The organism is Streptomyces sp. NPDC059534 (assembly GCF_042743475.1).
Classification (GTDB): domain Bacteria; phylum Actinomycetota; class Actinomycetes; order Streptomycetales; family Streptomycetaceae; genus Streptomyces.
In genome coordinates, this window is sequence record NZ_JBHWAQ010000039.1 from 1 (window position 1) to 26346 (window position 26346).

The window sequence follows — 26346 nt, forward strand, 5'->3', positions numbered from 1 at the left end:
ATTAAACCCCCTGACACCGGCGCCACCCGTCCCCCCGTACGGGTGCCGCCGGCCCTCTCGTACGGACCTGGAGGACCGAGATGCGCGAGCTCAACCGCCGCCTGCTGGCGGCCGCCCGCCGGGGTGACGCCCACGAGGTCCGCGCCGCCCTGCACGCCGGAGCCTCCGTGGAGGCCCGCGACGAGGAGCTGCGCTCCCCTCTCCTGCTGGCCGCTCTCGGCAGCCACGTCGAGACCGCCCGCGTCCTGGTCGCGGCCGGAGCCGACCCCGACGCCCAGGACCGCCGCCACGACAGCCCCTGGCTCGTCACCGGCGTCACCGGCAACGTGGAGATGATGCGCGTCCTGCTGCCCGCGGGCCCCGACCTGACGCTGCGCAACCGCTTCGGCGGGATCTCGCTGATCCCCGCGAGCGAGCGCGGCCACGTCGCGTACGTCCGCGCCGTGCTCCGGGAAACCACCCTCGACGTCGACCACGTCAACGACCTCGGCTGGACGGCACTCCTGGAGGCCGTCATCCTCGGCGACGGCGGCCGGCCCCACCAGGAGGTCGTCGAACTCCTCCTGGCCGCCGGCGCCGACCCCGACCTCGCGGACACCGACGGCGTCCCGCCCCTCCGGCACGCGGAACGCCGCGGCTTCACCGCGATCGCGGCCCTGCTCCAGGCGGCGCGCGCCACGACAGGAGCCCCCTCCCCCGCCAGGTGAAGCACACCCCAGCCCGCCGGGTTCAGTCCAGGTAGGCGTCCACCAGCACGGCGAACGCCTCCGGGCTGAGGACCTCGACACCGAGCTCCCCGGCCTTGACCGCCTTCGAACTCGGCTTGCCGTTCGCCGACGGCGCGGCGACCAGGTACGTCGTCCTGGAGTTGACGCTGCCACCCACGCGCCCACCCGCCTTCTCGATCAGCGCGCCCATCTCGGAACGTCCCCATCCGTCGAGCGGACCGGTCATCTTCCCCGTCACCACGACGGTCCGGCCCGTCAGCGGCCCATCCGCCGGCTCCTCCGAGCTCTCCGGCCGCGGCTCGGTCATGTTGACACCCGCGGCGATCAACTTGTCGATGACCGGGGCGAGCGCGGCGACCTGCTCGACGATGACCGGCGCCTTCTCCGGACCGATGCCCTCCACCTCCTGGAGCGCGTCCGCGTCCGCCCCGCGGATGGCGTCCATCGTGCCGAAGTGCGCGGCGATCCGCCGGGACATGCTGCGTCCCGTGCCCGGTATCCCCAGCGCGCAGAAGACCCGGCTGAGCGGCCGTCCGGCGGCGAGCCGCATCTGCTCGGCCAGCTTCGCGCCCCGCTTGGCACTGCCGGCGGCGGCCGCGAGCTGCTCCTCGCCGAGCGCGAACAGATCGGCGACGTCCCGTACTTCACCCCCGGCGACCAGCGCGTCGACGTACTTCCTGCCCAGGCCGTCGATGTCCAGGATGTCGCGCCCGGCGGCGTACTCGATCAGCGGCGCGAGCGCACACGCGGTGCCCTTCCCACAGCGCCACCGCTCCTGACTCCGGTCGATCTCCCCACCGCAGTGCGGGCACTCCTGCGGCAGCGGGACCGGCACGGCGCCCTCGGGGCGCAGCTCGACCACGGCGGCCTGGACGCGCGGGATGATGTCGCCGGCCTTGTGGACCGTCACCGTGTCGCCGAGGTGGAGGTCGCGCCGGAGGATGTCGGCGGGGTTGTGCAGGGTGGCGCGGGTGACGGTGGAGCCGTCGAGCTCGACGGGGGCGAGTATCGCGGTGGGCGCGAGGACGCCCGTACGGCCGACTTCCCAGATCACGTCCAGCAGTACGGTCTGCCGCTCGACGGCCGGGAGCTTGTAGGCGATGGCCCAGTAGGGGAAGCGGCTGCCGACCCCCACCGCCGCCTGTTCGGCCGCGCTGTCGGCCTTGATGACGACGCCGTCGATGCCGAACGGCAGGGCGGTCCGCATCGCGGCGATGGCGTCGACCTTCCGGCGCGCCTCCTCCAGCGTGGCCACCACGTGCAGTCCCGCCGGGGTCGCGGCCGTCGTCCGGACCCCCGCCTCCTCCACCGCTGCCAGCGTCTCGGCATGGGTGGCCCCGACGGGCGGGAACGCCCCGCCGTCCAGCTCCACCGCGCCGTACGCCCAGAACGTCATGGCCAGCCGGTACGGCCGGTCCTTCGCCCTCAGCGTGCCCGCCGCACCGTTGCGCGGATTGGCGAACACCGCGGCCCCATGCGCGGTGCGCACCTCGTTCGCGGCCTCGAACTGCTCCTGCGTGAACAGAACCTCGCCCCGCGCCTCGAACGTCACCGGCACCGGCAACCGCTCGGGCAGACCCTCGATCGTGCCGATCACATGGCTGACGTCCTCCCCCTGCGTGCCGTCGCCGCGCGTGATGATCTGCACCAGCCGCCCGTCCCGGTACCGCGCGGCGACGGCCGCCCCGTCCATCTTCGGCTCGACGGTGAACCCTCCCACCGGCTCCTGCCCGAGCCGCCGCCGCAACGAGGCCCCCCACGCCTCCAGTTCCCCCGGCGTGAACACGTTGTCCAGGCTCAGCAGCCGCGCGGTGTGCACGACATCCCCGACAGGCGCCGCCCCATCCGCCACCCGCCCCGTCGGCGACGCCTCGACCACCCCCTCCGGATTCCCCGCCTCCCACTCCCTCACCGCCACCATCAGCCGGTCGTACGTCGCGTCGTCCATCACGCTGTACCCCGCCCCGAAGTACGTACCCGACGCCTCCCTCAACCGCCCGACGGCAGCCTCGTACTCTTCACGGCTGGACAGACCGGGCAGGCTGGAGCACGCCTCAACGGCGGAAGTCATCGTCATACCGATCATCCTTGCCCACAGCACTGACAACGCCCCTGACGTGCAGTTCCGTCGACCACAACCCCACCGCCACCACCCCGGCCGGGCGCACTCAGCCCGTGAGGCTCGTGTGCGACGACGGGTCCGACAGGAGCATGGCGAGGGCGACGGTGGTGAGCAGGCCGATGTAGGACCAGGCGTGGGTGCGGTCGGGGATGCGGGGTGGGCGGCGGCGGAGGAGGGCGATGACGGGGAGGGCGCCGAGGAGCAGGGCCGCGGCGGCGTAGGGGTCGACGAGGCCCACGAGGTCGGGGTGGGGCGCCGTGGTGTCGAGGGGTGGGGAGCCGGCGAGGGAGACGAGGGCGGCCGGGAGGGCGATGGCGAGGGTGAGGGGGTTGGCGAGCGCCGTCGCTCGTCGCATGGTGTGGCCGGCGCGGCGCATCGCGGGGACGGTCATGACGCTGCCGCCCACGCCGAGGAAGGCGGCGACGGCGCCGATGGGGAGGCCGGTGGCGGCGGGGAGCGGTCGGCTGGTGTCCGCCTTGGCCGGACGTGCCGGGGCACCGACTGAGCCGTGGGGGCCGGTGGCCCGTCCGCCGTCGACGTCGGCGTCGGCGTCGACAGGTCCGTTCCGGAGGAAGCCGGGGCGGAGGAGCAGGTCCAGGGCCGTGAGGGCGATGTAGGCGACGAAGGCCCAGCGGGCGAGGGTCGGTGGGGCGAAGCGGGCGGCGGCGGCGCCGAGGATCGCGCCGGTCGCGAGGAGGGGGAGGAGGGGGCCGGTCCCGCGCAGGGCGAGGAGGTCGCGCCGGGGGGTGACGGCGGTCGCGAAGGCGGCGTTGACGAGCATCACGAGGGCGGAGGTGGCGGTGGCGACGCGGATCGCGTCCGTGCCGAGGGCGGCGTCCGCCCACACCACGACCGGGACGGCGACGAAGCCGCCGCCGAACCCGAACAGCACGGTCGTCGCCCCGGTGAGGAGCCCGATCGCCACCAGCATCACCATGTCGATGTTCATGGGGTCCAGCCCACCAGGTGGGCGTACGTGCCCGCATGCGAAGGTCGGCGGTCTTCCTTCGCGTCTCGGCCACTACGGTGGCCCGGTGAAGAACATCCCGCTGGACGACGTCGATCATGTCGACCGGGCCGTCCTGCCCATCGGCACCGACTACCCGGACGGGCACGTCCTCGAATGGCACGAGCACCGGCGCGCGCAGTTCCTGTACGGCGCGACCGGCGTGATGGTCGTCGACACCGCCGACGGCACGTGGACCGTCCCGCCCGAGCGGGCCGTGCTGATTCCGGCCGCGACCCGACACCGGGTGCGGATGCTCGGCGTGAGCACGCGCAGTCTGTACGTGGAACCCGGCGCCGTTCCGTGGTGGCCGGCCCGCTGCACGGTCGTGGACGTACCTCCGCTGCTGCGCGAACTCCTGCTCTCCGCGGCCGACCTCACCGCCGACTACAGCCTCGCGGGGCGGGAGGGCGCGCTCGCCACGCTGCTCCTGCACGAGATCGCCGCGCGCGCCCCGCTGCCCTTCCACGTCGACATCCCCGCCTCCGGCGACCTCGCCGCCTTGTGCCGTGAGTACCTCGGCGCCCCGGACGCCGGTGTCACCAACACCGACTGGGCCGCCCGTACGGCCCTGAGCGAGCGGGCCTTCACCCGGCGCTTCCGTACGGAGACCGGTGAGAGCCCGGCCGTCTGGCGGGCGCGCGCACGGCTCCTGGCCGCCGTCCCCCTCCTCCGTACCGCCTCGGTGACCGATGTCGCCGGACGCCTCGGCTATGCCTCTCCCGCCGCCTTCACCGCCGCCTTCACCCGCGCGTTCGGCCTCCCGCCGTCCCGCTTCGGCGCGGGCCGTACGACCTCCCGGCCCTGACTCCGGCCGCTCAGCCCGGTCGCCAGGCTCCCCGCGCAGGCGCCCCGGCGGGAGCCGCCTTCCGTATGCCAGCAGGAGCAGGTCCTGCGCGGCGCCGCACAGGGGCCTCCCGCTGCCGAAGCTCCAGTCGACGTCGTCGGCACGGAGTTCGACGCCGCCGAGGCCCGCCCGGAAGAACGTGACGGTCCCGGCGTTCGGCGTCGATGGCCGCCTTGATGCCCGCGCGTGCGCCCGTGCGGGGTTTCCAGCCCCGTATCGCCTTCGAGGCCGCCGCCCCGTCGTTCCTCACGCGACTCGCGGCCCACGGGCTCGGCGTGGCGGTCGTGCCGGGCGTCCCCGCCGAGGGCGCGGAGGCTCACGGGCTGCACACCCTGGAGATCGTCGAACCCAGGATGCGCGGCGGCGTACGGCCCCTGGCGCCGAGCGCCCGCGGCAGAGTCGCGAAGCGGCAGAGCAGCGAGCGGCGAGCGGCGAGCGGCGAGCGGCGAGCGGATGTCAGCCGGTCATCGTGTCACCGTCCACTTCTGGTTGGGGGTGCCGGTGCAGGTGCAGATCCGGAGCCGAGTGCCGTCGGCGGAGCTTCTGCGGGCGGGGGCGAGGCACTTGTCGGAGCGGGGGTTGACGATCTCGCGGACGGAGTTGGCGGTCCAGCGCTGGGCTTCGGTGCCGTTGCAGTCCCAGAGCTGGACGGGGGTGCCCTCGGCGGTGCCGGCGGAGGTGACGTCGAGGCATTTGCCGAGTGCGCGGATGGTGCCGTCGGCCGCGAGGGTCCACCGCTGGGCGGCGGTGCCGTTGCAGCGGTACAGCTGGATGGGGGTGCCGTTGGCGGTCTTCGCGCCGGCGACGTCGACGCACGCGCCGCCGATGCCGGTGATGGGGCCGGAGGTGGTGGGGGCGTCGGCGGTGGTGACGCGGACGCGGTCGACGACGAGCTCCTGGGGGAAGGCGGTCGAGGCGTCGGGGTCGCCGGGCCAGTCGCCGCCGACCGCGAGGTTGAGAACGAGGAAGAAGGGCTTGTCGAAGACCCAGGTGTGCGCGCCGAGGTCGGCGGGTGTGCGGGTCTGGTAGACGGTTCCGTCGACGGACCAGGTGATCCGGCCCGGCGACCAGTCGACGGCGAAGGTGTGGAAGGCGTCGGCGAATGCCCGGCCGCCGGGCAGGGTGTAGGGGGCGCCGATGGCGTCGGTGCCGGAGTATCCGGGGCCGTGGAGGGTGCCGTGGACGGTGGCCGGTTCGGAGCCGATGTTCTCCATGACGTCGATCTCGCCCGAGTTCGGCCAGCCGACCTGCGGGAGGTCGTCGCCGAGCATCCAGAACGCCGGCCACATGCCCTGACCGCGCGGCACCTTCATGCGGGCCTCGATGTGCCCGTACCGTGTGCTGAACCGCCCGGAGGTGTTCAGGCGGGCCGAGGTGTACTCGCACGTTCCGTACCAGCACTGGTAGTTGCCGGGGTTGTCCTTGCGGGCGGTGATCACCAGGTGCCCCTGGCCGTCGAGGGCGGCGTTGCCCGTGCCCGCGGTGTAGTACTGCCGTTCGTGGTTGTTGACGTTGTCGCCGGTCTCCAGCTGCCACCGCGTGCCGTCGACGGCTGAGCCGGCCGGGCCGTCGAAGTCGTCGGAGAAGGTGACGGCGCCCGGCTTGGCCGCGGGGGCGGGCGCTGGGTCGGCGGCCGGGGCGGGGCGGGCGGATGCGGCGGGAGCGAGCGCCGCCACCGTCAGGGCGAGGGTCAGGGCCGTGACGGCGGAGGACAGGGGGCGTAGCCGTGAGCGGGAGGAGGGCATGACTCTCTCTTCCGGGGGGTGTGGGGGGACGGGTCGAGCCACTTCATCGCCTGTATGATTTAAGGAGTGAATTAACGAAGGGTCAAGGCTCGGGCGTTCTGCGGCGCGCCCTCCGCGACGGGGATACGCCACCCGGTCGACGCTCCCTCGGCGGCGCCCGTTTCGTTTCCGCAGGTCCGCACGCCGTACGATTCCCTCCGTTGCCGCTTACATCGTCCGAAGGAGATCCTCATGGCCCAGGTCACGCTGAAGGGCAGCCCCGTACAGGTCGGCGGCGCGCTGCCGCTCCCCGGTGGCAGCGCCCCCGACTTCACGCTCGTCGCCGAGGGACTGGCGGACAAGTCGCTGAAGGACTACGCCGGGCTGCGCAAGGTCCTCAACATCTTCCCGAGCGTCGACACCCCGACGTGCGCCTCCTCGGTCCGCGCGTTCAACGAGAAGGTCGCCGAGCTCGACAACACGGTGGTGCTCTGCATCTCCGCCGACCTGCCCTTCGCCCAGGCCCGCTTCTGCGGCGCCGAGGGCCTCGAGAACGTGAAGAACCTCTCGACGCTCCGCGGCCGCGAGTTCCACACCAACTACGGCGTGGACATCGCGGACGGGCCGCTGGCCGGTCTGACCGCCCGCGCCGTCGTCGTCCTCGACGAGAACGACAACGTCCTGCACTCGGAGCTGGTGGGCGAGATCGCCGACGAGCCGAACTACGACGCCGCCCTGTCGGTCCTGAAGTAGTCACCGCCGGATACGGCGTACGAGAGGAGCCCCTTCACCGGTCGCCGGTGGAGGGGCTCCTCTCGTGTGCCGTACGCGACCGCCGTACTCAGGAACAGCACTCACGAACAGCACTCACGAACAGGGCTCAGGGACAGCGCTCAGCAGCAGTCCGGGCACAGCCCGCGGTACGTCACGTCGGCCTTCGAGACGACGAAGCCGAAGCGCTCGGCGGGCGGGAGGGCGGCCAGCGGGTCGCCGTCCGGGTGGACGTCCCGGATGATTCCGCAGCCGGAGCAGACCAGATGCTGGTGGGGGCGGTGCGCGTTCGGGTCGTAGCGCTTCGCCCGCCCGTCCGTGGAGAGTTCCACGACCTCGCCCAGCGAGACGAGCTCGCCGAGCGTGTTGTAGACCGTCGCCCGCGCGATCTCCGGCAGCCGCGCCACCGCGCGCGCGTGCACCTCGTCCGCCGTGAGGTGTACGTGGTCCCCGGCCAGGACCTCCGCGACGACGCGCCGCTGGGACGTCATCCGCCAGCCCCGTGCGCGCAGTCGCTCCAGCAGGTCGTTCACGTCGGGTCACCTCTTCCGCTCGTCGATCGGCTCACCGGGACCTCGGGGCGCCGGCCGAGCCTCGGCCGGGCAGTTGGCGTGGTTCTTGACTTGGACTATGTCCATCGTAGGATCGGTTTCGTTGATGGCCAAGGCACTGGTCCCACCCATACGGCCGGTCCCGCGTCGACGAGGCCGCGGCCGGTCCGGAAGGATTCCCATGTCTGAGAACGCTGAGAACCACGACGCGATCGTCGCGAAGGCGGAGGGCGGCGGCTGTCCGGTCGCGCACGAGCGAGCCCCCCATCCCACCCAGGGCGGCGGCAACAGCCAGTGGTGGCCCAACCGGCTCAATCTGAAGATCCTCGCGAAGAACCCCGCCGTGGCCAACCCGCTGGGCGAGGAGTTCGATTACGCGGGGGCGTTCGAGAGCCTCGACCTCCCCGCGGTGAAGCGGGACATCGCGGAGGTCCTGACGACGTCGCAGGACTGGTGGCCCGCCGACTTCGGCCACTACGGCCCGTTCATGATCCGCATGGCCTGGCACAGCGCGGGCACGTACCGCATCAGCGACGGCCGCGGTGGCGCCGGCGCGGGCCAGCAGCGCTTCGCGCCGCTCAACAGCTGGCCGGACAACGGCAACCTGGACAAGGCGCGCCGCCTGCTGTGGCCGGTCAAGAAGAAGTACGGCCGGAACATCTCCTGGGCCGACCTCATGATCCTCGCCGGCAACGTGGCCCTGGAGTCCATGGGCTTCGAGACCTTCGGCTTCGCGGGCGGCCGCGCGGACGTGTGGGAGCCCGACGAGGACGTCTACTGGGGCCCCGAGACCACCTGGCTCGGCGACGCCCGCTACACCGGCGACCGCGAACTGGAGAACCCGCTCGGCGCGGTCCAGATGGGCCTCATCTACGTCAACCCGGAAGGCCCGAACGGCACTCCGGACCCGATCGCCGCGGCCCGCGACATCCGCGAGACGTTCCACCGCATGGCGATGAACGACGAGGAGACCGTGGCCCTCATCGCGGGCGGCCACACCTTCGGCAAGACGCACGGCGCCGGCCCGGCGGAAAGCGTGGGCGCCGACCCCGAGGCCGCCCCGCTCGAAGCCCAGGGCTTCGGCTGGAGCAACTCCTTCGGCACCGGCAAGGGCGGCGACGCGATCACCAGCGGCCTCGAAGGCATCTGGACGGACACCCCCACCGCCTGGGACAACAGCTTCTTCGACATCCTCTTCGGTCACGAGTGGGAGCTGTTCAAGAGCCCCGCCGGCGCCCACCAGTGGCGGCCGAAGGACGGCGCGGGCGCCGGCACCGTCCCCGACGCCCACGACCCGTCGAAGAGCCACGCCCCGACCATGCTGACGACCGACCTCTCGCTCCGTTTCGACCCCGCGTACGAGCAGGTCTCGCGCCGCTTCCACGAGGACCCGGCGGCCTTCGCGGACGCCTTCGCCCGCGCCTGGTTCAAGCTGACCCACCGCGACATGGGCCCCCTGGCCCGCTACCTCGGCCCGGAGGTGCCGTCCGAGGCACTGCTCTGGCAGGACCCGCTGCCCGAGGTCGACCACGACCTCGTGGACGCCGCCGACATCGCCGCCCTGAAGGCCGACGTGCTCGCCTCGGGCCTCACCGTCTCCCAGCTGGTCTCCACCGCCTGGGCGTCGGCCTCCTCCTTCCGCGGCAGCGACAAGCGCGGCGGCGCCAACGGTGCCCGCGTACGCCTCCAGCCGCAGAGCGGCTGGGAGGTCAACGACCCCGACGAGCTGGCGACGGTCCTGCGCACCCTGGAGGACGTCCGCGAGGCGTTCAACGGCGCCCGCACCGACGGAAGGCGGATCTCCCTCGCCGACCTGATCGTTCTCGCCGGCGCCGCGGGCGTCGAGCGTGCGGCGCGGGACGCCGGCTTCGACGTCGAGGTCCCCTTCCGGCCCGGTCGGGTGGACGCCGCCCAGGACCAGACCGACGTGGAGTCCTTCGCCGCGCTGGAGCCGGCCGCCGACGGATTCCGCAACTACCTCGGCAAGGGCAGCCGCCTGCCCGCCGAGTACCTCCTCGTCGACCGGGCGAACCTGCTCACGCTCAGCGCCCCCGAGCTCACCGTCCTCGTCGGCGGCCTCCGCGTCCTGGGCGCCAACCACCAGCAGTCCCCCCACGGCGTCCTGACCTCCACCCCCGGCGCCCTGACGAACGACTTCTTCGTCAACCTGCTCGACATGGGCACGACCTGGAAGGCCACCTCCGACGACGCCACCACCTTCGAGGGCCGCGACACCGCCACCGGCGACGTCCGGTGGACCGGCACCCGCGCCGACCTCGTCTTCGGTTCCAACAGCGAACTCCGCGCGGTCGCCGAGGTCTACGCGAGCGACGACGCCAAGGAGAAGTTCGTCCAGGACTTCGTGTCCGCGTGGGACAAGGTGATGAACCTGGACCGGTTCGACCTGTCCTGATCCGGAGCCCGGGCGCCGGTGAGCTGCCGCGCGCCCGGGCCTCCCCCATCGGCCGGGCGCGGGCCGCGGCCGACGCCCGGCCGCATTCCCCGCCCCGACGCCCGGCCGCATTCCCCGCCCCGGCGTCGGCCGCGGCCCCGACGACGCATACCCTCACCTGGTCACGGCGCACCGCACCCGGCGCCGGCGGCACCGCCAGGAGGGAACGGACTGATGACCGAGCTGCCCGCGAGCGACACGGACCGTCGCGCGGACGACGACGCCCGGGCGGCGACCGTGCGCGTGTTCATCGCCCTCGCGCCGCCCGACGACGCCAAGGACGAGCTGGCGCGGGCCCTCGGCCCCGCGTACGACGCGTATCCCCGGATGCGGTGGAACCGCATCGAGGACTGGCACATCACCCTGGCGTTCCTCGGCGAGCTCCCGGTCGCGGCCGTGCCCCCACTCCTTGCACCCCTGGAGGCCCTCGCGGCCTCCCGCCGCCCCGTGGAGCTGGCGCTGCGCGGGGGCGGGCACTTCGACGAGCGAGTGCTGTGGAGCGGGATCGACGGGGAACTGGAGGCACTGCACGACCTCGCCACCGACGTGCGTACCGCGGTCAGAGAGTCCGGCATCGCCTTCGAGGAGCGCCCTCTGCGCCCCCACTTGACCCTCGCCCGCGCCCGCCGCGACGACCTCGGCAGCGTCGTGGAAGCCGCCGCCGGCCTCTCCGCCTTCACCGGCCGCCCCTGGCCGACCGACCGCCTCCACCTGGTCGGCAGCAACTACGGCCGTGGCCCGGGGCCGATCCGCTACCGCGACATCCGCTCCTGGAGCTTCACGGGGCACTGAGTACGGCCCTGCCGCCTTGGTCCCGGCCGCCGCGCCCCTCCGCCGCCGGTCCTGCTGATCCCGCTGAGCCTGCTGGTCCCGCTGGTCCCACTGGTCGCGTCCTACCCGGGGAACGGGGCCAGGTCGGGCTCGACCCAGCCGTTCTTCGCCTGCGGGCCGGCCAACGTCGAAGGGCGGTAGAAGCGGGTCAGCAGACGCTTGTCGAGCAGCGCGGGGTTCCGGTCGAAGAACGCGTCGAACCCGCCCTCCCCGAATGCGGCCGCGTGGTGCCCTACCAGCTCCACCCAGGCCCGGCTGACGGTCGCATGGTACTTCTGGGGCGCGCCCGCGTAGCGGGCGGTGCGCTGGATGCCGTCGCTGACCAGACCGACCGCCGCGGGCACGCCGCACCGCCGCACGGCCAACCACGTCAGGTGGACGTGCTCCCGGTGGCCGAACCGCTCCGCGTTCGCCATCACTTCGGCCATCAACGCTTCGAAAGTGGGCGCGTCGTCGGCCCGCGCCTCGGGCTGGTGCGGGGTCACGAGGGCACCACCGTCAGGGCTTCCAGGGCGGTGCGCAGGGAGGCGACGACATCGGCCGTGAGGTGACCGAGCGCCCGATGCTCAAGGTCGGTGATGGTCTGCCGGATCGTGGTGGCGGCCAGGCGCCCGGAGGCGGTGAGCTCGATCAGCACCGCCCGACGGTCTCCCGCGCGGCTGCCCCGGGTGATGTGCCCACGTCGTTCCAGACGGTCCAGCACGCTCGTCAGCGTCGTGGGACGCGTACCCACGGCCGCCCCCAGCTCGGACACGGTCCGCCCGCGACCGTCCGCGAGGTTCGCCAGGGCATTGATCTCGGAGGCGGTCAGGTCCAGGTCGACGAGCTCAGCGGCGAGCACCTGGAGGGTGGCGTGGGTGGCCCGCTGGAGCGCCAGCAGGGCAGACCACTCGGATGGCACGGATTCGGATGATGCGGATTCGGATGATGCGGATTCGGATGTCACAATTTCGGACTATACGATTTCGTACTACCTGCTGCAAGTCCGGATCTTCGTCTGCGTCCCGGCCGCCGCCGAACACCTCACCGCCGACGACGGCCAGGGACGAGATAACTGCCCAAGTGGAGCCGAAGTTCAGCGGTACGGCTGATAGTCGTCGCGGTAGGCAGTGGCGCCGGGGACCAGCCGCCAGGAGCGGCTGTGCCAGGTCAGGGTCCATCCCTCCGGCGCGCGCTGCGCGGCGCCGATCCATGCGGCGAGTTCGGGCAGGGCCCGCTGCCGCAGGGCGTAGCGGGCGGCGGCCCGTTCGGTGGCCGGAAGCGGGGCGACGCGGATCCGGACGCTGGACCACAAGGTGGGGTGGATGCCGTTGCCGTAGTTGGAGGAGATCGGGGGGATCCACTCGACGTGCAGGAGGGTTCCGTCGTCATGGGGGCGCTCGTCGAAGCCCAGGTCGGCGGCACTTGTCACCTGCTCGCCGAGAGCGGCGCGGATGTCCGAGGTGGTGAGCGGCCACGAAAGGTCGCGGGGCAGGCGGCGGTTACGGGCTGGCATGGACATCAGGGTGACAGATGCCCCGGTGGAAGCGCGTGTGTATATAGCCCCGGGCCGGCGCTCTTCCCGGTCGCCCTACGCCAAGTCGGGTCGAATGCCGAGTGGAGACACCGCGGGGAGACAGGCGGAGGCCGGTCAGGGTCCCCGGCTCGGGCAAGGGGCCGCCGGTCTCCGCCCGTTCACCGGGCGTACGTCGGCGGGCGGGGTAACTCGTCATCCTGTGGCCGCCGTTGCGTCACGCGCGCCCAGCAGGGTCGGGCAAGGCCCATCCCCCTGCTGAGGAGATCCTGCGTGACGACCCCTCGAACGTTCCGTTCGCTCGTGCCGGCCGCGACCACCGCGCTCGTGGCTCTGGTGCTCGCCGGCCCGGCCCAGGCCGATCCCCTGTCCCGGTCCCAGGTGCCGTCCCAGGCCCTGGCCCCGTCCTGGACGCGGACCGCAGCCGACCCCCAGACCGCGTCCCTGGCCGCCGCCTCCCGCGACGCGCTGCCCGCCGTCACACCCCGGGCGGAGACGCCGGCGCTGCACGATGACGACGCGGGAGGGAACGCGGACGCCGATGACCCGGCGATCTGGCGTAACGCGGCCGCTCCGGGGCGGAGCCTGGTCGTCGCGACGGCGAAGGAGGGCGGGCTGCGCGTCTACGACCTGGAGGCGCGACCGGTACAGGCGATAGCCGCGCCGCCGGCGGCGCAGGAGGGGGATGCCCCCGGCCGGTTCAACAACGTGGACCTGGTTCACGGTATGAGGCTGTCCTCCGGTCGGGCCGATCTGGCCGTCACCAGCGATCGCGGGAACGACCGCCTGCGCTTCTACCGCATCGACCGGGACCGTGCCGGTGGCCCGCTGAGCGACGTGACCGACGCCGCCGCACCGGCCGTGTTCTCCAAGGACCAGGCCGAGGTGAACGAGCAGCGGACCGCCTATGGACTCGCGACCTGGACGGACCCGTCGAGCGGTCGCTCGTACGCACTGGTGAGCCGGCGCGAGCGTACGAGCATCGCCCTGCTGGAGCTGCTCCCGGCCGCAGGCGGGAAGGTCACGTACCGGAAGGTGCGCACCTTGGAGCTGCCCTCGACCTTCCGGCTGCCCGACGGCACCGCGTGGTCGCCCTGCGCCGAGCCCGACGAGTTGCCGCAGGTCGAGGGCATGGTCGTCGACGCTGCCGACGGCACGCTGTACGCGGGTCAGGAGGACATCGGCATCTGGCGCATCCGGGCCGACCTCACCGGCACGCCCGAACTGATCGACAGGGTGAAGGAGTACGGGGTCCCCGGCACCTACGACGAGCAGACCGAGGAGTGCACCCCGGGTGCCGACCCCGGCTTCGGCGGTTCCCGGCTCACCGCGGACGTCGAGGGCCTGACCCTGGTCACCGAGACGGACGGCGACGGGTACCTGCTGGCGTCCAGCCAGGGCGACGACACCTTCGCCGCGTACGACCGTGAGCGGGAAGACGACAACGAGTACGAGGGTGGCTTCCGGATCACGCCGGCCGGGACCGGCCTGGACGGTTCCGAGGAGTGCGACGGCGCGGCGGCCCTCAACGCGCCCCTCGGCTCCAAGTACCCCCACGGTCTGCTCGTCGTGCAGGACGGTCACGACTCCCCCGGGGACGACGACCGGCCCTCGACCAACTTCAAGTTCGTCGACCTGGGGAAGGTCCTCGACGCTCTCGACGACTGACCCGACGCACCGGCCCCACCGGCCCACCGATCCTGCGGGCCGGTCGGTTTCGGTCAGCGGCCGCCGTACATTCCGCGGCAGAGGTCGGCCGCGCCCATCGGTGCGTCGATCCCCTCGGCCTGGCGGCACAGCTGACGCATCTCGGGTGTCCGAGCGGGTGCCTGCTGCCGCTGACGCGCGGGCACCGAGCGGTTCCGCTTCGGAGTCCGGTGTTCGGCCGCCCGCTTGTCACCGGACTTCCCGGCAGCCGGCTTACCAGGCTTCGGCGCCGAGGCGCGCGGCCGCTTCGGCGCCCGCTCCGCATGGGTATGCGGGCGGCCGGGGGCCTTGACCCCGGCCGGCCGAGCGCCTTCCCGGGGTCCGGCATCGGGTACGGAGGCGGGCCGAGGCCCCGAGCGGGCCCCGGGGTCGACGGCACCGGGACCGGCATCGGTGTCGGCATCGGAGTCGGTGTCGATCAGGGCCTCCCGAGCGGCGGCCGGCGTCGGCGCGGGCCACGTCGGAAGCGGGGCCGGGGCGCGGTCCGCTGCGGGCGCCAGGTCGGCGGGACGAGCCGGTGGGGCGGGTGCGGGACCGTGCGGAACGGCGACGCATCCGCTGGTGAGGAGCGCTGCGAGGAGGAAGAGCGTGGTGCGACGGGGCTGCATGCGCCACACGCTGCCCGAGTGCGGCGGCGTGCGGCGCGCGGCACGGCCCGGGTCCACCATGACGAGTGAACCGGCCCGGCAGGTGGACAGGGCTCCGAAAGGCCGCCGGGGCCCGCTGACGTCAGCGGCGGGTGGTCCTCACTGGCCGACGCGGCCGTCGACGCACTCGCGCAGCAGGTCCGCGTGCCCGCAGTGCCGGGCGTACTCGTCGATCATGTGCACCAGCAGTTCGCGGATCGCGATGTCGTCCTTGCCCACGCGCTCGCCGAGGTCCGGGAAGCCGGCCAGGAGGGCGTCGGTGGTGGCCTGTTCGCGCTCCAGATCGGCGTACGCGGCGTCGACCACGGCCTGCTCGGCGACGGCACCGTGGAAGTCGGCGTCACGCTCGCCGTAGAGCTTCGGCAGCGGGTCGCCTTCGGTGACCCAGTTCTGCCAGTCCCGCTCCACCTCCGCGAGGTGGCGCAGGAGACCGAGCAGCGACATCGTCGACGGCGGGACGGAGCGCCGGGCGAGCTGCTCCGCGTCGAGTCCCTCGCACTTCATCTTCAGGGTGATGCGGTAGTCGACGAGGAAGTCCCGCAGGGTCGCGCGCTCACCGTCCGGGCTTGCGCCGTCCCTGTTGCGCGGGTCGTCGTCGGGGTCGGCCCACATGTCGGGGTAGACGGTTGCCTGGGTCCAGCGTGCGGGTTCGTCACTCATGGAGTCCATGATCGTCCCTCACGTACGCACTCTCCAGCGAGTTTCGCGATCGCTCCCAGGAGCCCGGCGACGGGGCAGGAAGTGATCTTGCATCGTCGCGGGAGTCATGGTCGGATGACATGTCTTTCACATGATCATTACTTTTGGGGGTAAGCAATGACCGGAAGCATGGACCGCCGTGCGCTCATACGCGGAATGGCGACGGCCGGTGCGGGGGTCGCGGCGGGGGCCGTGGTCGCCGGCGGTGGAACGGCCTACGCGGCGGGTGCCGGGGACGACCCGTACAGCGTCGACGTCATCAGCAAGGGCGCGGACCCGACGGGCGTCACGGCCAGCGACGCCGCCTTTCGGGCGGCCGCCGCGGAGGTGCTCGCCTCGTTCCAGCCCGACCCGATCTCGGGCGCGGTTCCGAAGAAGGTCCTGGTCATCCCGCCGGGCACGTACCTGCTCACGCAGCCCGACTCGCTGCTGCCGAACGTCGACGGCGAGGGGCACGGCGGGATCGTCGACGGCCTGTCGATCACCGGCTACGGCAAGCGGCTCTCGCGGATCGTGTACGCGCCGACCGCCGACGACACGACGCTCTGGACCAACTACCAGCGCTACAAGAACATCCGGATCTCCGGACTCACCTTCACCAGCACCAACGCCACGTCGAGCTTCTGCTACGCGTACTCGTCGGCCACGTACGGCGTCCAGGACACCTGGTACACGGACGTCGAGTGGCGCGGCAGCTGGAAGCGGGGCATCGGCCTGGACGGGCCGGCCACCACCTCCAACCTGAACAGCGAGATGGGCTGGGACCACTGTCAGGTCGGCGGCTCCTACTCCGACGCGTTCCTCGTCATCGGCATGACCCCGTCGGCGAGCCAGCAGGACCAGTTCCTCAACTACTGGTTCCGCGACTGCAAGGTGGAGTACCAGTCCGGGGTCTTCGTCAAGAACACCCGCGGCGGCTCGATGAACTTCACCGGCGGCTCCTACATCCTCACGGACACCGCGTCGACCGGCACCTTCTTCCAGCTCACCGCCGACGCCACCACCCGCGCCGACTCCACCATGCGCCTCTACGCGCAGGGCATCCGCTTCGAACTGCGCGGCACCGGCCACAAGGTCATCGACTCCCAGTGGTACAAGGGCAACATCACCTTCGTGTCGTGCGACGACACCGCGCACAGCTTCAAGTCCTGGGCCCCGAACGCCGTCACCCACGTCTACGACTACACCGCCAACGGCTCCCGCGGCCCCATGGTCCGCTACGTCGACTGCGCCCTCATGGGCTCCCACCAGGTCACCACCGGCAGCACCGCCACCACCTACGGCAAGCTCGTCTACGACGGCTGCCGCTTCATGGACATGACCACCGCCACCGGCCCCACCGGCTTCCTCCGCTGGACCGGCACCCTCGCCCCCCGCCACGAGGTCCGCGACTGCGTCGGCGCCTCCACCTACCTCCCCGACACCAAGAACCCCGCCTGACCCACGGGCCACCCCACCCGGCGCCGCCGCCCAGCCACCCCCGGCCGGCCGGCGGCGCCACCGCCCCCGCCCCCGCCCCGCACCATCGGACCACGACCTCGGGCCACGACCCCGTCATCGCGTCGGTCTGCCTCCGGTCACGGAGGGAGGGAAAGTCGTCGGTGTCGTGACGGCGTTTCGGACACGGGTCGCTCGGGGTGCGGCCGCGCGTCACCACGGTCGCCGCACGGGCCACGAACGAACTTTCGCGGGGGCAGGGGGTCCGGACTCCGTCCGAAACACAGGTGTTCGACATGCCTGTCTCCGTCGTTGAGCCCGGCATGAACGCAACTCCCGCCGTCGCGACGGCTGTCAGGTACCACGCTCCCCCGTCGAACGGCACGTCCCCGTCCTCTCCGCACGGAGAACCGGCCGGCACCCGGCGGGCCTCCCACCGGCCGTCTCCCCCGCGCAGGAGCTCCTGACATGGCGGCCTTCCCCCTCCCGTCCGGGGCCGTGCTGAACGTGGTCGGGGTGCATCTCTATCTGGAGCGCGACGGCATGGTGCTGCTGGGGCGGCGGCATCCCGACTCCGCGTACGCGGGCGGGTCCTGGCACACGTTGGCGGGGCACTGCGAGGCCGAGGCGGCGACCGCGTGTCTGGTGAGGGAGGCGTACGAGGAAGCGGGGCTGGTGATCGACCCGGGTGACGTCGACCTCGTCCACACCGTGCACATGGTCGACCGGCCGGGCGACCCGCCGCGGATCGGGTTCTTCTTCCGTGCGCGTCGCTGGCAGGGCACGCCCGAACTTCGGGAGCCGGACAAGTGCGTGGCCTGGAAGTGGTGGAGCGCGAAGGGCCTGCCGGAGCCGATCGTGCCCTACACCCGTGCGGCGATCGAGGGAATCCAGGCCGGTCGTGCCTACACGGAGCTGGGGTGGGGACTCCGCGCCACCGTCCGCGCCCCGCGCGAAGGAAGCGGCTCGTGAGCGGCGGCCCCCGCCACACCGTGCCGGTGGATGTGCACCTGATCGCGGTGCGCGACGGCGAGGCGGGGCCGGAGGTGTTGCTGTCCCGTCGGGCCGGTGATGTGTACGCGGCCGGTCTGTGGCATGCGCCGTCGGGGCATCTGGAGGACGAGACCGTCGTGGCCGGTGTCGTCCGCGAGACGTGGGAGGAGACCGGTCTCGTCGTGAATCCGGCCGACGTGCGCGCGGCCGTGACGGTGCATCACCGGCCGCCGGGTGGCCGGGCTCGGATCGGGCTCTTCTTCGAGGTCCGTCGCTGGCGGGGCACCGCGCGGATCAGGGAACCCGAGAAGTGCGACGCGATGGGGTGGTTTCCGCTCGACGCGCTGCCGGAGCCGATGGTGGCCTACTGCCGTGCCGGGCTGGACGCGTACCGGGCCGGCGCGCCGGTCGCGCTGCATTTCCAGACGCCCGCCGACCCGATCGCCCACGACCCGCGGTGCGACCGTCTCCACCTCGTCCCTGCCCGGGGTCCGGCGGAACAGGGGCCCGAGCCGGCGGTACGGGTCTTCACCGAGCGCTCCGTGGGCCGCATCGCCGCCTGGAGGGATGCCTCGTGGGCCCGGGAGAACAGCCGCGTGTGGCACGTGCGGGGCGCGGCGGGCGGCGAGTGGTTCGTGAAGGTGCACCAGAACCCGAGGTTCCATCGGCGTGAGGTGGCCGCTCTGCGGGGCTGGGTCCCCGGGTTGGGCGGTGCCGGGCCTCGTCTCGTGGCCTGCGACCCCGATCTGCTGACGGTCGTGGTGACCGTGGTCCACGGTCGGTCCTTGCACGGCGCAGTGCTGGCGGGGGCCGAGGAGCATGCGACGTTCGGGGCGATCGGCGCGCTCGCGGCCCGTATCCACGCGAATCCTCTCCCCCGGATCGGGGCCGAGGCCGCGCCGACGGGGCCGTACGACCGGAGGGATCGCTTCCTGGACACGGCACGGCCGCTGCTCGCGCCGGGTGACGAGGAGTGCGTCCGCTCGGCCGTCGCCGTAGCCCAGCGGCTCCCGCCGTTGGAGAGAGCGGTGACACACGGCGACCTCCAGCTGCGCAACCTCCTCCTCTCGGACGACGGCGCGGTGCACGTCATCGACTTCGAGCGGAGTGAACCACAGCCTCGTGTACGGGACTTCGTCCGGCTCCTCGGCTGTTTCGACGGCCGCCCCGATCTCGCCGAGGCGTTCTTCGACGGCTACGGCCGCCGCCTGTCCGCTGACGAGGTGACCCACCTGGTCGCGAGCACCGCCCTCGACGCGGTCTCCGGCATCGCCTTCGGGACCCGGGACGGCGACCCGGAACTCGTCGAGCGCGGCCGTCGCACCCTGGCCCGCCTGCGCGCGGGAACCATCTGGCCCCTGCCCGGCCATCCCCAAGGAGGAATCCCCCGATGAAGCCCGACACCGGCACACCGACGGCCGAAGCTCCCGCCCCGAAGCCGGGGGCCCCGATGGAGACCGCCGTCATCGCCCGGCCGTGCCACGCCGTCACCGTCTCCGGGGAGGGAGCCGTATGAGCTCGACGTGGCTGCCTCCGGAGGAGTACGCGGCCACGCTGCCCAAGGCTTCGCTCTTCGGCAGCGTGTTCTTCACGGACGAACACGAGCGGCCCGTCCAGCTCCACGCCGTCTACAGCCCGGAGCATCCCTGGCAGTGGCCCGGCGGGACGAGCGAGCCTGGCGAACGCCCCTGGGAGACGGCCGTACGCGAGACCCGGGAGGAGACCGGGCTTGCGGTGCAGGGGCCGCCGCGCCTGCTGGCGGCCGTGTTCGGACTGCCCGGCGTGGAATGGCCGCTCGCGACGGCGGGCTTCGTCTTCGACGGCGGAGTACTCACCGGCCGGCAGATCGCGGACCTCACACTCGACCCCGACGAGCACGACGAGGTGCGGATCCTCCCGGTCCACGAGTGGGAACCCCTCATGCCCGTACGGGACTTCGCCCGGCTCCTCGCCGTCATGGAGGCACGCCGGACGGGTGTGGCGGCGTACGTCGGAGCGTGGGACTGGGACATCGAACCCGGCGACGGGACGGTGATCACCGAGGGGACGGCAGGCCGCTGAGTTCGGCGTCCCGGCCCGCCGAACAGCGGGGCGAGCTCATTCCATGGGGTGACGGGCGGCTGGGCCCACCTCTCAGCTGCCGCTCAGCGGAGACGCCCACGTGGGGTCGTGTCGGGATCTCCTCGCGAGGTGGGCCAGCAGGTGCTCCGCCGCGATGGAGGCAGTGGCTTGCGGCGCGCCGACTGCGGTCAGGGCGGCGACAAGCCTTGCCGATGCTGTCTCCGGCACGTCCGTGTCGGTGAGGAGGGGAAGCAGCAGCAGGAAGCGGGTGGCCGTGTCCTGGACGCCTGCGGCCGCGAGGGACGGGCTGTCAGCGATCCGGATCAGTTCGTGCCATGTCAGCCCAGTGCCCGAGAAGTCTCCGTCCCAGCTGGCGATCTGCTCGACGTGGCTTCCGCCTGGATGGGTGAGGAGGTAGTCGGTGCCGTAGTCGCCATCCAAGTTGCGGTAGACCACCACGGCTCCGGGGCCGTCTTCTGCGGGCACCCTGAACGCCGGCCAGCGTTCAGGGTCGAAGAGGACCTCGGACAGGACATCGGCATCGGCGCCGTCCTCACCGAACCACTCCGGAACCGGGCGCTCGGCACACCCCCCGTCGCTGCACATCGACATGAGGTAGTTAGACCAGAAGCCCGGGTGGACCACCAGTGACTCGCCCGGCACCAACGGGCCGACGTCATATCCCTTGATCAGCACCTCTCCATCCTGTCACCAGCCACTGACACGGTCCGATCCGGTATCGGCAAGAGGGTGCTGCCCGGTTACGGAACAGCCCTCAGTACGGCTTCACCAGGGCGTGGGCGGCGCCGGGGATGCCGATTTCGAGGAGGGCGTCTTCCTCGGGGGTGGTGGGGGTGCCCATCTCCTGCTTGAGGACGGCGTGGGACAGGGCTTGGACCCAGAGGGCGCGGGGGCGGCGGCGGGACTCCCAGGTGTGGAGGGCGGTGGGGACGGAGGGGGTGGTGTCGAGGGATTGGGCGAGGACGAGGGCGTCTTCGAGGGCCATGGCGGCGCCTTGGGCGAGGTGGGGGGTGGAGGCGTGGGCGGCGTCGCCGGCGAGGACGACGCGACCCACGTGCCAGGGGGCGTCGACGGTGACTTGGGAGATGCGGGTGTAGACGATGGCCGAGGGGTCGGTGACCGTGGCGAGGGCTTCGGCGACGGGGCCGGAGAAGACGGCGAGTCGCTTCGCGAGCTGCTCGTGGGCGTGGTCGGGGTCGGGGCGGAAGTCCTCGGGTTCGGCGAACACGGCGCCCAGGTACATGAGTTCGTCGGTGATGGGGGTGAGGAGGGCCTTGGCCTCCTGTCCGGCGGTGGCCATGACCACGCTGCTGACGTCGGGGTGGCGCGGGACGGTGACACGCCAGTTGGCGAAGCCGGTGTAGGTGGGGGTGTACCGGTCGCCGTAGAGGTGGGTGCGGAGCGGGGAGCCGATGCCGTCGAAGCCGACGAGGAGGTCCCAGCGTGAGGTGGAGCCGTCGGAGAGTGTGACGGTGACGCCCTCACCGTCGTCGTCGAGGGCGGTGACGGTGGAGGCGTGCCGTACGGTCGCGCCGGCCGCGACGGCGGCGGCGTGCAGGATGGCGGCGAGCGCGGGTCGCGGGATGCCGTTGGCGGCGGGGACGTCGTCCATCCGCGGCTGGGGTATGCGCGCGAGGGTGTTGCCCGCCGGGTCGGCGATCGTCAGGAACTCCCAGACGAAGCCGGCCGCGAGGCATTCGTCGAGGACGCCGAGTTCGCGCATGACGTGGAGGGCGTTGGACGGCTGGATGATGCCGACGCCGAGCGCGGCCGGCTCGTCGCGGAGTTCGGCGACCTCCACGGTGTGGCCGCGGCGGGCGAGGGCGGTGGCGAGCGCGAGCCCGCCGATGCCTCCGCCGTTGATGAGGACGCGCAGGGCTGTGGTCATCGGGATCTCCAAAGCGTGAACAGGGAAGGGATCAAGTGCGGGGTGCGGGGGGGGCAGGGCTCGGGGTGCGGGGCCGGGGTTCGGGGGCTGGTCTGGCGCTTCATGATCACATTCCGGGTGCCCGCTGCGTACGGACTCGATGAGGGATCGGTGTGACGGGTGGGCGTTCCGGACGCTTCGGACCCTTTGAGGCCGAACGCCGGTGTGGGCCGGGGCTCTTCGGGTGAAGGCCGGTGATTCTGCCGATGCCCTTGGGACGTGCCGACCGGACAGTGGCGGGGCCAGATCACGGTGTGGCCGCGGCCCGGACGCTTCGGGCGGTGACCGCCCCACGACATGAGAGGACGACTCCGTCGTGACACGACTCTTCGGTGCGGCCGTGGCCGCTGCCTGTCTCACCCTGCTGCTCGCTCCCGGCGTCACCGCTCCCGCGGCCGCCGCGGGCAATCCGTACGAGCGCGGTCCCGCGCCGACCGTGGCGAGCATCGAGGCGCTGCGCGGCTCGTACGCCGTCGCCGAGACGGCCGTCTCGTCGCTGGCCGTCACCGGCTTCGGCGGGGGGACGATCTACTACCCGACGTCCACGAGCGACGGCACCTTCGGCGCGGTGGTGATCTCGCCGGGGTACACGGCCTACCAGTCCTCGATCGCGTGGCTCGGACCGCGGCTGGCCTCGCAGGGCTTCGTGGTGTTCACCATCGACACCCTGACGACGCTCGACCAGCCCGACAGCCGGGGGCGGCAACTCCTCGCGGCGCTCGACTACCTGACCCAGCGCAGTGCGGTGCGGGGACGCGTCGACGCGAGCCGGCTCGGTGTGATGGGGCATTCGATGGGCGGCGGGGGAACCCTCGAAGCGGCCAAGAGCCGGCCGTCGCTCAAGGCCGCGGTCCCCCTCACGGCATGGAACACGGACAAGACCTGGCCCGAGATCACCACGCCGACGCTGGTCGTCGGCGCGGACGGCGACACGATCGCGCCCGTCGCCACCCACTCCGAGCCGTTCTACGAGAGTCTGCCCGGCTCGCTCGACAAGGCGTACCTGGAGCTCAACGGCGCCACGCACTTCACCCCCAACTCGTCGAACACGACGATCGCGAAGTACAGCCTCTCCTGGCTGAAGCGCTTCATCGACGACGACACCCGCTACGAGCAGTTCCTCTGCCCGCTGCCGCGGCCGAGTCTGACGATCGACGAGTACCGGGGCACCTGCCCGCTCGGCTCCTGACGCTCTGTGCACCGTCACAGAGCCTGGTTCCCGGGTCTGGGCCACTGCCCAGCCCCGGGAACCTTCCGCCGTCCCGTACGGGTCGGTAGCGTGACCGCCGTGAGCGGAGCGACGCACACCGCCTCCCCCGGCCCGCGGCTGTACGACCGCGCGGCCGAACTCGCCGCCGTGGCCCGCCTGTCGGCCCGTGCCGCCGCCGGATCCGGCGGTGTCCTGTTCGTCACCGGCAGCCCCGGCGAGGGGCGCACCGCCCTGCTCTCCCGGGCGGCGTACGACTTTCCCGGGGCGGCGTACGTGGTGGCCGCACCCGGCCACCGGGGGCCGTGGAGCGCTGCTCGGGCGCTGCTCTCCGCGCTCGCCCCCACGCAGGCGGCCGGGCGCCGGGCGCTGCGGCTCGCACGGGGCGAGGGCGGTCTCGCCCGGGCCGTGGCCACGCTCACGGCCGAAGCGGGCACCGTACTGATCTGCGTGGACGACCTCCATCTGTGGGACGCGCATTCACGGGCCGCGCTCGCCGCGGCCTGGCGCGAGGCCGGGGGGCGGGGGCCCTCCGCGCCGGGGCGGGTGGGGTGGCTCGTGTCGGCCGCGCGCCATCACCGGTTCCCCGCTGTCCCGGGGGCGGAGACGGTACGGCTCGGCAGGCTGACCACGGCCGGGGCACGGGCCCTCCTCGGCGACCTGTGCCCGCTGGTCGCCCCGGCACCCGCGGTCGGGGAGCTGTTGCTCGACGAGGCCGCGGGGCATCCCGGTGTCCTCGCCGCGACGGTACGGCGCCTGACCACCGCTCAGCTCGCGGGGACGGTGCCCCTGCCACGGCCCGCGGTGGACGAGGGCGTCCTCGCCGAGGTGTACGGGGGGCTCCTGGACCGGCTCCCCTCGGCCTCCCGACGGCTGCTCGCCACGGCCGCCGTGGTGACCCTGGCGGGCCGCACCGGGGGTGTGGGGGCGGGCGCGGTGGCGTTCGGGGTCGCCGTCGGTGGCGGATCCGGCCCCGCCGGGACGCGGGGGGCTCGCCCGTCGGCCGAACCGCTGGAGGGGCTGGTCGCGGACGGGCTGCTGCGCCGGAGGGGCGGAGTGCTCGGCTTCGAGGACCCCTTCCTCGGGCGTGCCGCGCTCGCCTCGGCCCGGCCGTCCTGGCGAGCGGATGCGCGGGCCTCGGGGGCGAGCGGGTGGGTCGGGGGCGGCGGAGTGGCGTCGTCCGCCGCCGGGCCGTTGTCCACTGGAGAGGCGCCGTCGGCCGGAGGAGCGCCGTCGGCTGGAGGGATGTCGTCAGCCGCCGCACCGCGGTCCGCCGGCGGTACGCGGTCTGCCGGCAGGGCGATGACGGGCGCGGCACCGTCGGCGGATGGGGCGCCGACGACAGGGGCGGCCCCCTCGGTGGGCGACTCGACGGCGGGTACGGCGTCGACGATCGACGGCCCGGCTGCGGTCGCGCCCCGCCCGGTGGGCGGCTGTGAGGCGGGCGCGGCGCTCACGGCGGGCGGCTGTGAGGCGGGCGCGTGGCTATCGGCGGGCAGCCCGGCAACACGGGAAAAGTCGCTCTCGCGGAGTCAGAGCCATCGGGCCGATCGGTTGGGGCCGTCGGCCGCCGTGCGGGCGCTGTCGCCGGTGGTGCGGGGCCGGGCGCAGTTGGTGCGGGGGTTGGCGGCGTTGGCGGGTGGTCCGGTGATGGAGGCGCATGAGGCGCTGCTTCAGGCGGCGGAGCTGCTGCGGGGGCGGGCTCCGGTGGAGGCGTCGGATGCCCGGTTCCTGGCGATGGAGGCGGCGTGGGCGGGCGGGGACGTGGCGGCGTGCCTGGCGGCGCTCGACGGCGGTGAGGACGTGGGAGGTACGGAGCGGGACTTCGCCGATGGGCTGAGCGCGGCGTTGACCGTACGGCTGGACGAGGCGCGGACGGCGTTGGCGAGGGTGGTGGCGGAGGACGGCGGCGCGGACGATCCGAGGCTGCTGCTCCGGGCGGGGTCGGCCGCGTTGGTCCTGGGCGACACCGCGGCGGCGGCGCGGGTGCATGCGCGTGCGCTCGCCCGGGCGCGGGCGGAGCACCGCACCGCCCTGTTGCCCCACGCGCTCGAACAGCTGGCGTACGCCGAGCTGCGGGCCGGCCGGTACAGCCGGGCCGCGCGCACCGCGCGGGAGGGGCTGCGGACGGCGGAGGCGACGGGACAGCACAACGTGGCCGCGCACCAGCACGCCGTACTGGCGCTTGTGGCGTCGGTGGAGGGTGATGAGCCGGCGGTGGCGGAGCATGCCGGGCGCGCGCTCGCGACGGCGGGTCCGCACGGTCTCGTCCAGGCCGCGACGCTGGCGGAGTGGGCGCTGGCCCGGGACGAACTGGGCCGGGGGCTGGCCGGCCAGGCGGCCGCACGGCTCGTTCCGTTGGTCCGGCCGGGCCCGCGGGGCGGTCATTTCGCGCTGCGCATGCTGGCCGTCCCGTGCTTCGTGGAGGCCGCCGTCGCGGCCGGCCGGGTGGCGGAGGCCCGGGACGCGGCCGAGGAGTACGCGGCGTGGGCCGCCCTGGGCGTCGACGGTCCAGCCCAGGCGCAGTCGGCGCGTTGCCGGGCGCTGCTCGCGGAGGGCGAGGGGCCGGCGTACTGGTTCGGTGAGGCGGTGCGGCGCCACGACAGCTGCGGCAACGAATTCGAGCGGGCCCGCACCCTGCTCGCGTACGGCACGTGGTTGCGGCGCCGTCGGCGGCCGGGTGACGCGCGCGGCCCGCTGCGCGACGCTCTCGTGACGTTCGAGCGGGCGGCCGCCGGGGGCTGGGCGGAGCACGCGCGGTCCGAACTCCGCGCCACGGGGGGTGCCTCGGGCGGTACGACGGACCCGGCGGCGCTGTGCGAGCTGACCCCGCAGCAGCAGCGCATCGCCCGCCTCGTGGCGCGCGGGGCCACCAACCAGGAGGTCGCGGACCATCTCTGTCTCAGCCCTCGTACGGTCGATCACCACCTGCGGGGCGTCTTCGCGCGGCTGGGCATCCGTTCCCGTGTCGAGCTGCCCGGTGTGGTGGACGGCTGGGACGCGGACCGGCAGGCGCGGGTGTCCGCGTCGCCGCGGGTGCGGGGGCGATGATGCCGCCCGAGAGCGGCGGAGGGCGTTTCGGCTGGTCGCCCGGGGTGGTGG

At 73.1% G+C, this 26346-nt stretch carries 23 protein-coding genes; 13 read left to right on the top strand and 10 right to left on the bottom strand.

Annotation, left to right across the window (positions count from 1 at the left end):
* Window positions 1-80 precede the first annotated feature (80 nt).
* The gene (locus ACFVZH_RS32860; RefSeq protein ID WP_384903127.1) at window positions 81-707 is read left to right on the top strand and encodes an ankyrin repeat domain-containing protein; all 627 of its coding nucleotides are present in this window, start codon (window positions 81-83) and stop codon (window positions 705-707) included.
* 22 nt (window positions 708-729) lie between these two features.
* Here the strand turns inward: ACFVZH_RS32860 and ligA are convergent, their stop codons facing one another.
* Complete coding sequence (gene ligA, locus ACFVZH_RS32865; protein WP_384903128.1) at window positions 730-2805, bottom strand: NAD-dependent DNA ligase LigA; 2076 nt, start codon at window positions 2803-2805, stop codon at window positions 730-732.
* 91 nt (window positions 2806-2896) lie between these two features.
* Complete coding sequence (locus tag ACFVZH_RS32870; RefSeq protein ID WP_384903130.1) at window positions 2897-3799, bottom strand: sulfite exporter TauE/SafE family protein; 903 nt, start codon at window positions 3797-3799, stop codon at window positions 2897-2899.
* Window positions 3800-3884: 85 nt separating this feature from the next.
* On the opposite strand from ACFVZH_RS32870, the gene ACFVZH_RS32875 reads away from it, so the two are divergent.
* On the top strand, window positions 3885-4664 hold the full coding sequence (locus tag ACFVZH_RS32875) for an AraC family transcriptional regulator (protein WP_384903132.1): 780 nt from the start codon (window positions 3885-3887) through the stop codon (window positions 4662-4664).
* Window positions 4665-5167: 503 nt separating this feature from the next.
* Here ACFVZH_RS32875 and ACFVZH_RS32880 read toward each other — a convergent pair.
* Window positions 5168-6448: a ricin-type beta-trefoil lectin domain protein gene (locus ACFVZH_RS32880; protein WP_384903134.1), complete on the bottom strand. Its 1281-nt coding sequence runs from the start codon at window positions 6446-6448 to the stop codon at window positions 5168-5170.
* 231 nt (window positions 6449-6679) lie between these two features.
* Here ACFVZH_RS32880 and tpx point away from each other — a divergent pair, with 231 nt between their 5' ends.
* Window positions 6680-7180, top strand: coding sequence for a thiol peroxidase (tpx, locus tag ACFVZH_RS32885; RefSeq protein WP_384903135.1), 501 nt, complete (start codon window positions 6680-6682; stop codon window positions 7178-7180).
* A 140-nt stretch (window positions 7181-7320) separates the two neighbouring features.
* On the opposite strand, the gene ACFVZH_RS32890 is transcribed toward tpx, so the two are convergent.
* Window positions 7321-7731, bottom strand: coding sequence for a Fur family transcriptional regulator (locus ACFVZH_RS32890; protein WP_384903137.1), 411 nt, complete (start codon window positions 7729-7731; stop codon window positions 7321-7323).
* Window positions 7732-7930: 199 nt separating this feature from the next.
* On the opposite strand from ACFVZH_RS32890, the gene katG reads away from it, so the two are divergent.
* Both katG and thpR read left to right on the top strand, forming a co-directional pair.
* A complete protein-coding gene (katG, locus tag ACFVZH_RS32895; RefSeq protein ID WP_384903139.1) occupies window positions 7931-10162 on the top strand; it encodes a catalase/peroxidase HPI in 2232 nt (743 codons plus the stop codon).
* 213 nt (window positions 10163-10375) lie between these two features.
* On the top strand, window positions 10376-10993 hold the full coding sequence (gene thpR, locus ACFVZH_RS32900; RefSeq protein WP_384903141.1) for an RNA 2',3'-cyclic phosphodiesterase: 618 nt from the start codon (window positions 10376-10378) through the stop codon (window positions 10991-10993).
* A 101-nt stretch (window positions 10994-11094) separates the two neighbouring features.
* Here thpR and ACFVZH_RS32905 read toward each other — a convergent pair whose 3' ends face one another.
* From ACFVZH_RS32905 to ACFVZH_RS32915, 3 genes are all read right to left on the bottom strand, one after another.
* Complete coding sequence (locus ACFVZH_RS32905; RefSeq protein ID WP_384903143.1) at window positions 11095-11517, bottom strand: hypothetical protein; 423 nt, start codon at window positions 11515-11517, stop codon at window positions 11095-11097.
* Entirely contained in the window at window positions 11514-11933 is a 420-nt protein-coding gene (locus tag ACFVZH_RS32910) for a MarR family winged helix-turn-helix transcriptional regulator (protein ID WP_384903145.1), read from the bottom strand. The genes ACFVZH_RS32905 and ACFVZH_RS32910 overlap by 4 nt, the downstream gene beginning before the upstream one ends.
* A gap of 174 nt (window positions 11934-12107) precedes the next feature.
* On the bottom strand, window positions 12108-12527 hold the full coding sequence (locus tag ACFVZH_RS32915; protein ID WP_384903147.1) for a hypothetical protein: 420 nt from the start codon (window positions 12525-12527) through the stop codon (window positions 12108-12110).
* Window positions 12528-12818: 291 nt separating this feature from the next.
* On the opposite strand from ACFVZH_RS32915, the gene ACFVZH_RS32920 reads away from it, so the two are divergent.
* Window positions 12819-14213: a phytase gene (locus tag ACFVZH_RS32920; protein WP_384903149.1), complete on the top strand. Its 1395-nt coding sequence runs from the start codon at window positions 12819-12821 to the stop codon at window positions 14211-14213.
* 785 nt (window positions 14214-14998) lie between these two features.
* Here ACFVZH_RS32920 and ACFVZH_RS32925 read toward each other — a convergent pair.
* Window positions 14999-15568: a DinB family protein gene (locus ACFVZH_RS32925; protein ID WP_384903151.1), complete on the bottom strand. Its 570-nt coding sequence runs from the start codon at window positions 15566-15568 to the stop codon at window positions 14999-15001.
* A gap of 159 nt (window positions 15569-15727) precedes the next feature.
* Between ACFVZH_RS32925 and ACFVZH_RS32930 the strand changes: the two genes are divergently transcribed.
* The 5 genes from ACFVZH_RS32930 to ACFVZH_RS32950 all read left to right on the top strand — a co-directional run bounded on the left by ACFVZH_RS32930 (window position 15728) and on the right by ACFVZH_RS32950 (window position 20089).
* Window positions 15728-17038 carry a hypothetical protein gene (locus ACFVZH_RS32930; RefSeq protein ID WP_384903153.1) on the top strand — a complete coding sequence of 437 codons (1311 nt, stop codon included), beginning with the start codon at window positions 15728-15730 and terminating at the stop codon, window positions 17036-17038.
* 465 nt (window positions 17039-17503) lie between these two features.
* Complete coding sequence (locus ACFVZH_RS32935; protein ID WP_384903155.1) at window positions 17504-18007, top strand: NUDIX domain-containing protein; 504 nt, start codon at window positions 17504-17506, stop codon at window positions 18005-18007.
* Complete coding sequence (locus ACFVZH_RS32940) at window positions 18004-19422, top strand: phosphotransferase (RefSeq protein WP_384903157.1); 1419 nt, start codon at window positions 18004-18006, stop codon at window positions 19420-19422. Before ACFVZH_RS32935 ends, ACFVZH_RS32940 begins: the two co-directional genes overlap by 4 nt.
* Window positions 19419-19544: a hypothetical protein gene (locus tag ACFVZH_RS32945; RefSeq protein WP_384903159.1), complete on the top strand. Its 126-nt coding sequence runs from the start codon at window positions 19419-19421 to the stop codon at window positions 19542-19544. Before ACFVZH_RS32940 ends, ACFVZH_RS32945 begins: the two co-directional genes overlap by 4 nt.
* Complete coding sequence (locus ACFVZH_RS32950) at window positions 19541-20089, top strand: NUDIX domain-containing protein (protein WP_384903161.1); 549 nt, start codon at window positions 19541-19543, stop codon at window positions 20087-20089. Before ACFVZH_RS32945 ends, ACFVZH_RS32950 begins: the two co-directional genes overlap by 4 nt.
* 72 nt (window positions 20090-20161) lie before the next feature.
* Here the strand turns inward: ACFVZH_RS32950 and ACFVZH_RS32955 are convergent, their stop codons facing one another.
* Both ACFVZH_RS32955 and ACFVZH_RS32960 read right to left on the bottom strand, forming a co-directional pair.
* Complete coding sequence (locus ACFVZH_RS32955; protein WP_384903163.1) at window positions 20162-20785, bottom strand: hypothetical protein; 624 nt, start codon at window positions 20783-20785, stop codon at window positions 20162-20164.
* A 79-nt stretch (window positions 20786-20864) separates the two neighbouring features.
* Complete coding sequence (locus tag ACFVZH_RS32960) at window positions 20865-21998, bottom strand: FAD-dependent monooxygenase (RefSeq protein WP_384903164.1); 1134 nt, start codon at window positions 21996-21998, stop codon at window positions 20865-20867.
* 355 nt (window positions 21999-22353) lie between these two features.
* On the opposite strand from ACFVZH_RS32960, the gene ACFVZH_RS32965 reads away from it, so the two are divergent.
* Both ACFVZH_RS32965 and ACFVZH_RS32970 read left to right on the top strand, forming a co-directional pair.
* Entirely contained in the window at window positions 22354-23226 is an 873-nt protein-coding gene (locus ACFVZH_RS32965) for an alpha/beta hydrolase family protein (RefSeq protein ID WP_384903166.1), read from the top strand.
* 99 nt (window positions 23227-23325) lie between these two features.
* A complete protein-coding gene (locus tag ACFVZH_RS32970) occupies window positions 23326-26295 on the top strand; it encodes a LuxR C-terminal-related transcriptional regulator (protein WP_384903167.1) in 2970 nt (989 codons plus the stop codon).
* Window positions 26296-26346: the final 51 nt, after the last annotated feature.

Coding starts and splice junctions, on each gene's coding strand:
- ACFVZH_RS32915 (WP_384903147.1), bottom strand. CDS start 12,527: ATGCCAGCCCGTAACCGCCGCCTGCCCCGCGACCTTTCGTGGCCGCTC.
- ACFVZH_RS32860 (WP_384903127.1), top strand. CDS start 81: ATGCGCGAGCTCAACCGCCGCCTGCTGGCGGCCGCCCGCCGGGGTGAC.
- ligA (WP_384903128.1), bottom strand. CDS start 2,805: ATGACGATGACTTCCGCCGTTGAGGCGTGCTCCAGCCTGCCCGGTCTG.
- ACFVZH_RS32960 (WP_384903164.1), bottom strand. CDS start 21,998: ATGACCACAGCCCTGCGCGTCCTCATCAACGGCGGAGGCATCGGCGGG.
- katG (WP_384903139.1), top strand. CDS start 7,931: ATGTCTGAGAACGCTGAGAACCACGACGCGATCGTCGCGAAGGCGGAG.
- ACFVZH_RS32880 (WP_384903134.1), bottom strand. CDS start 6,448: ATGCCCTCCTCCCGCTCACGGCTACGCCCCCTGTCCTCCGCCGTCACG.
- ACFVZH_RS32950 (WP_384903161.1), top strand. CDS start 19,541: ATGAGCTCGACGTGGCTGCCTCCGGAGGAGTACGCGGCCACGCTGCCC.
- thpR (WP_384903141.1), top strand. CDS start 10,376: ATGACCGAGCTGCCCGCGAGCGACACGGACCGTCGCGCGGACGACGAC.
- tpx (WP_384903135.1), top strand. CDS start 6,680: ATGGCCCAGGTCACGCTGAAGGGCAGCCCCGTACAGGTCGGCGGCGCG.
- ACFVZH_RS32945 (WP_384903159.1), top strand. CDS start 19,419: ATGAAGCCCGACACCGGCACACCGACGGCCGAAGCTCCCGCCCCGAAG.
- ACFVZH_RS32935 (WP_384903155.1), top strand. CDS start 17,504: ATGGCGGCCTTCCCCCTCCCGTCCGGGGCCGTGCTGAACGTGGTCGGG.
- ACFVZH_RS32870 (WP_384903130.1), bottom strand. CDS start 3,799: ATGAACATCGACATGGTGATGCTGGTGGCGATCGGGCTCCTCACCGGG.
- ACFVZH_RS32925 (WP_384903151.1), bottom strand. CDS start 15,568: ATGGACTCCATGAGTGACGAACCCGCACGCTGGACCCAGGCAACCGTC.
- ACFVZH_RS32930 (WP_384903153.1), top strand. CDS start 15,728: ATGGACCGCCGTGCGCTCATACGCGGAATGGCGACGGCCGGTGCGGGG.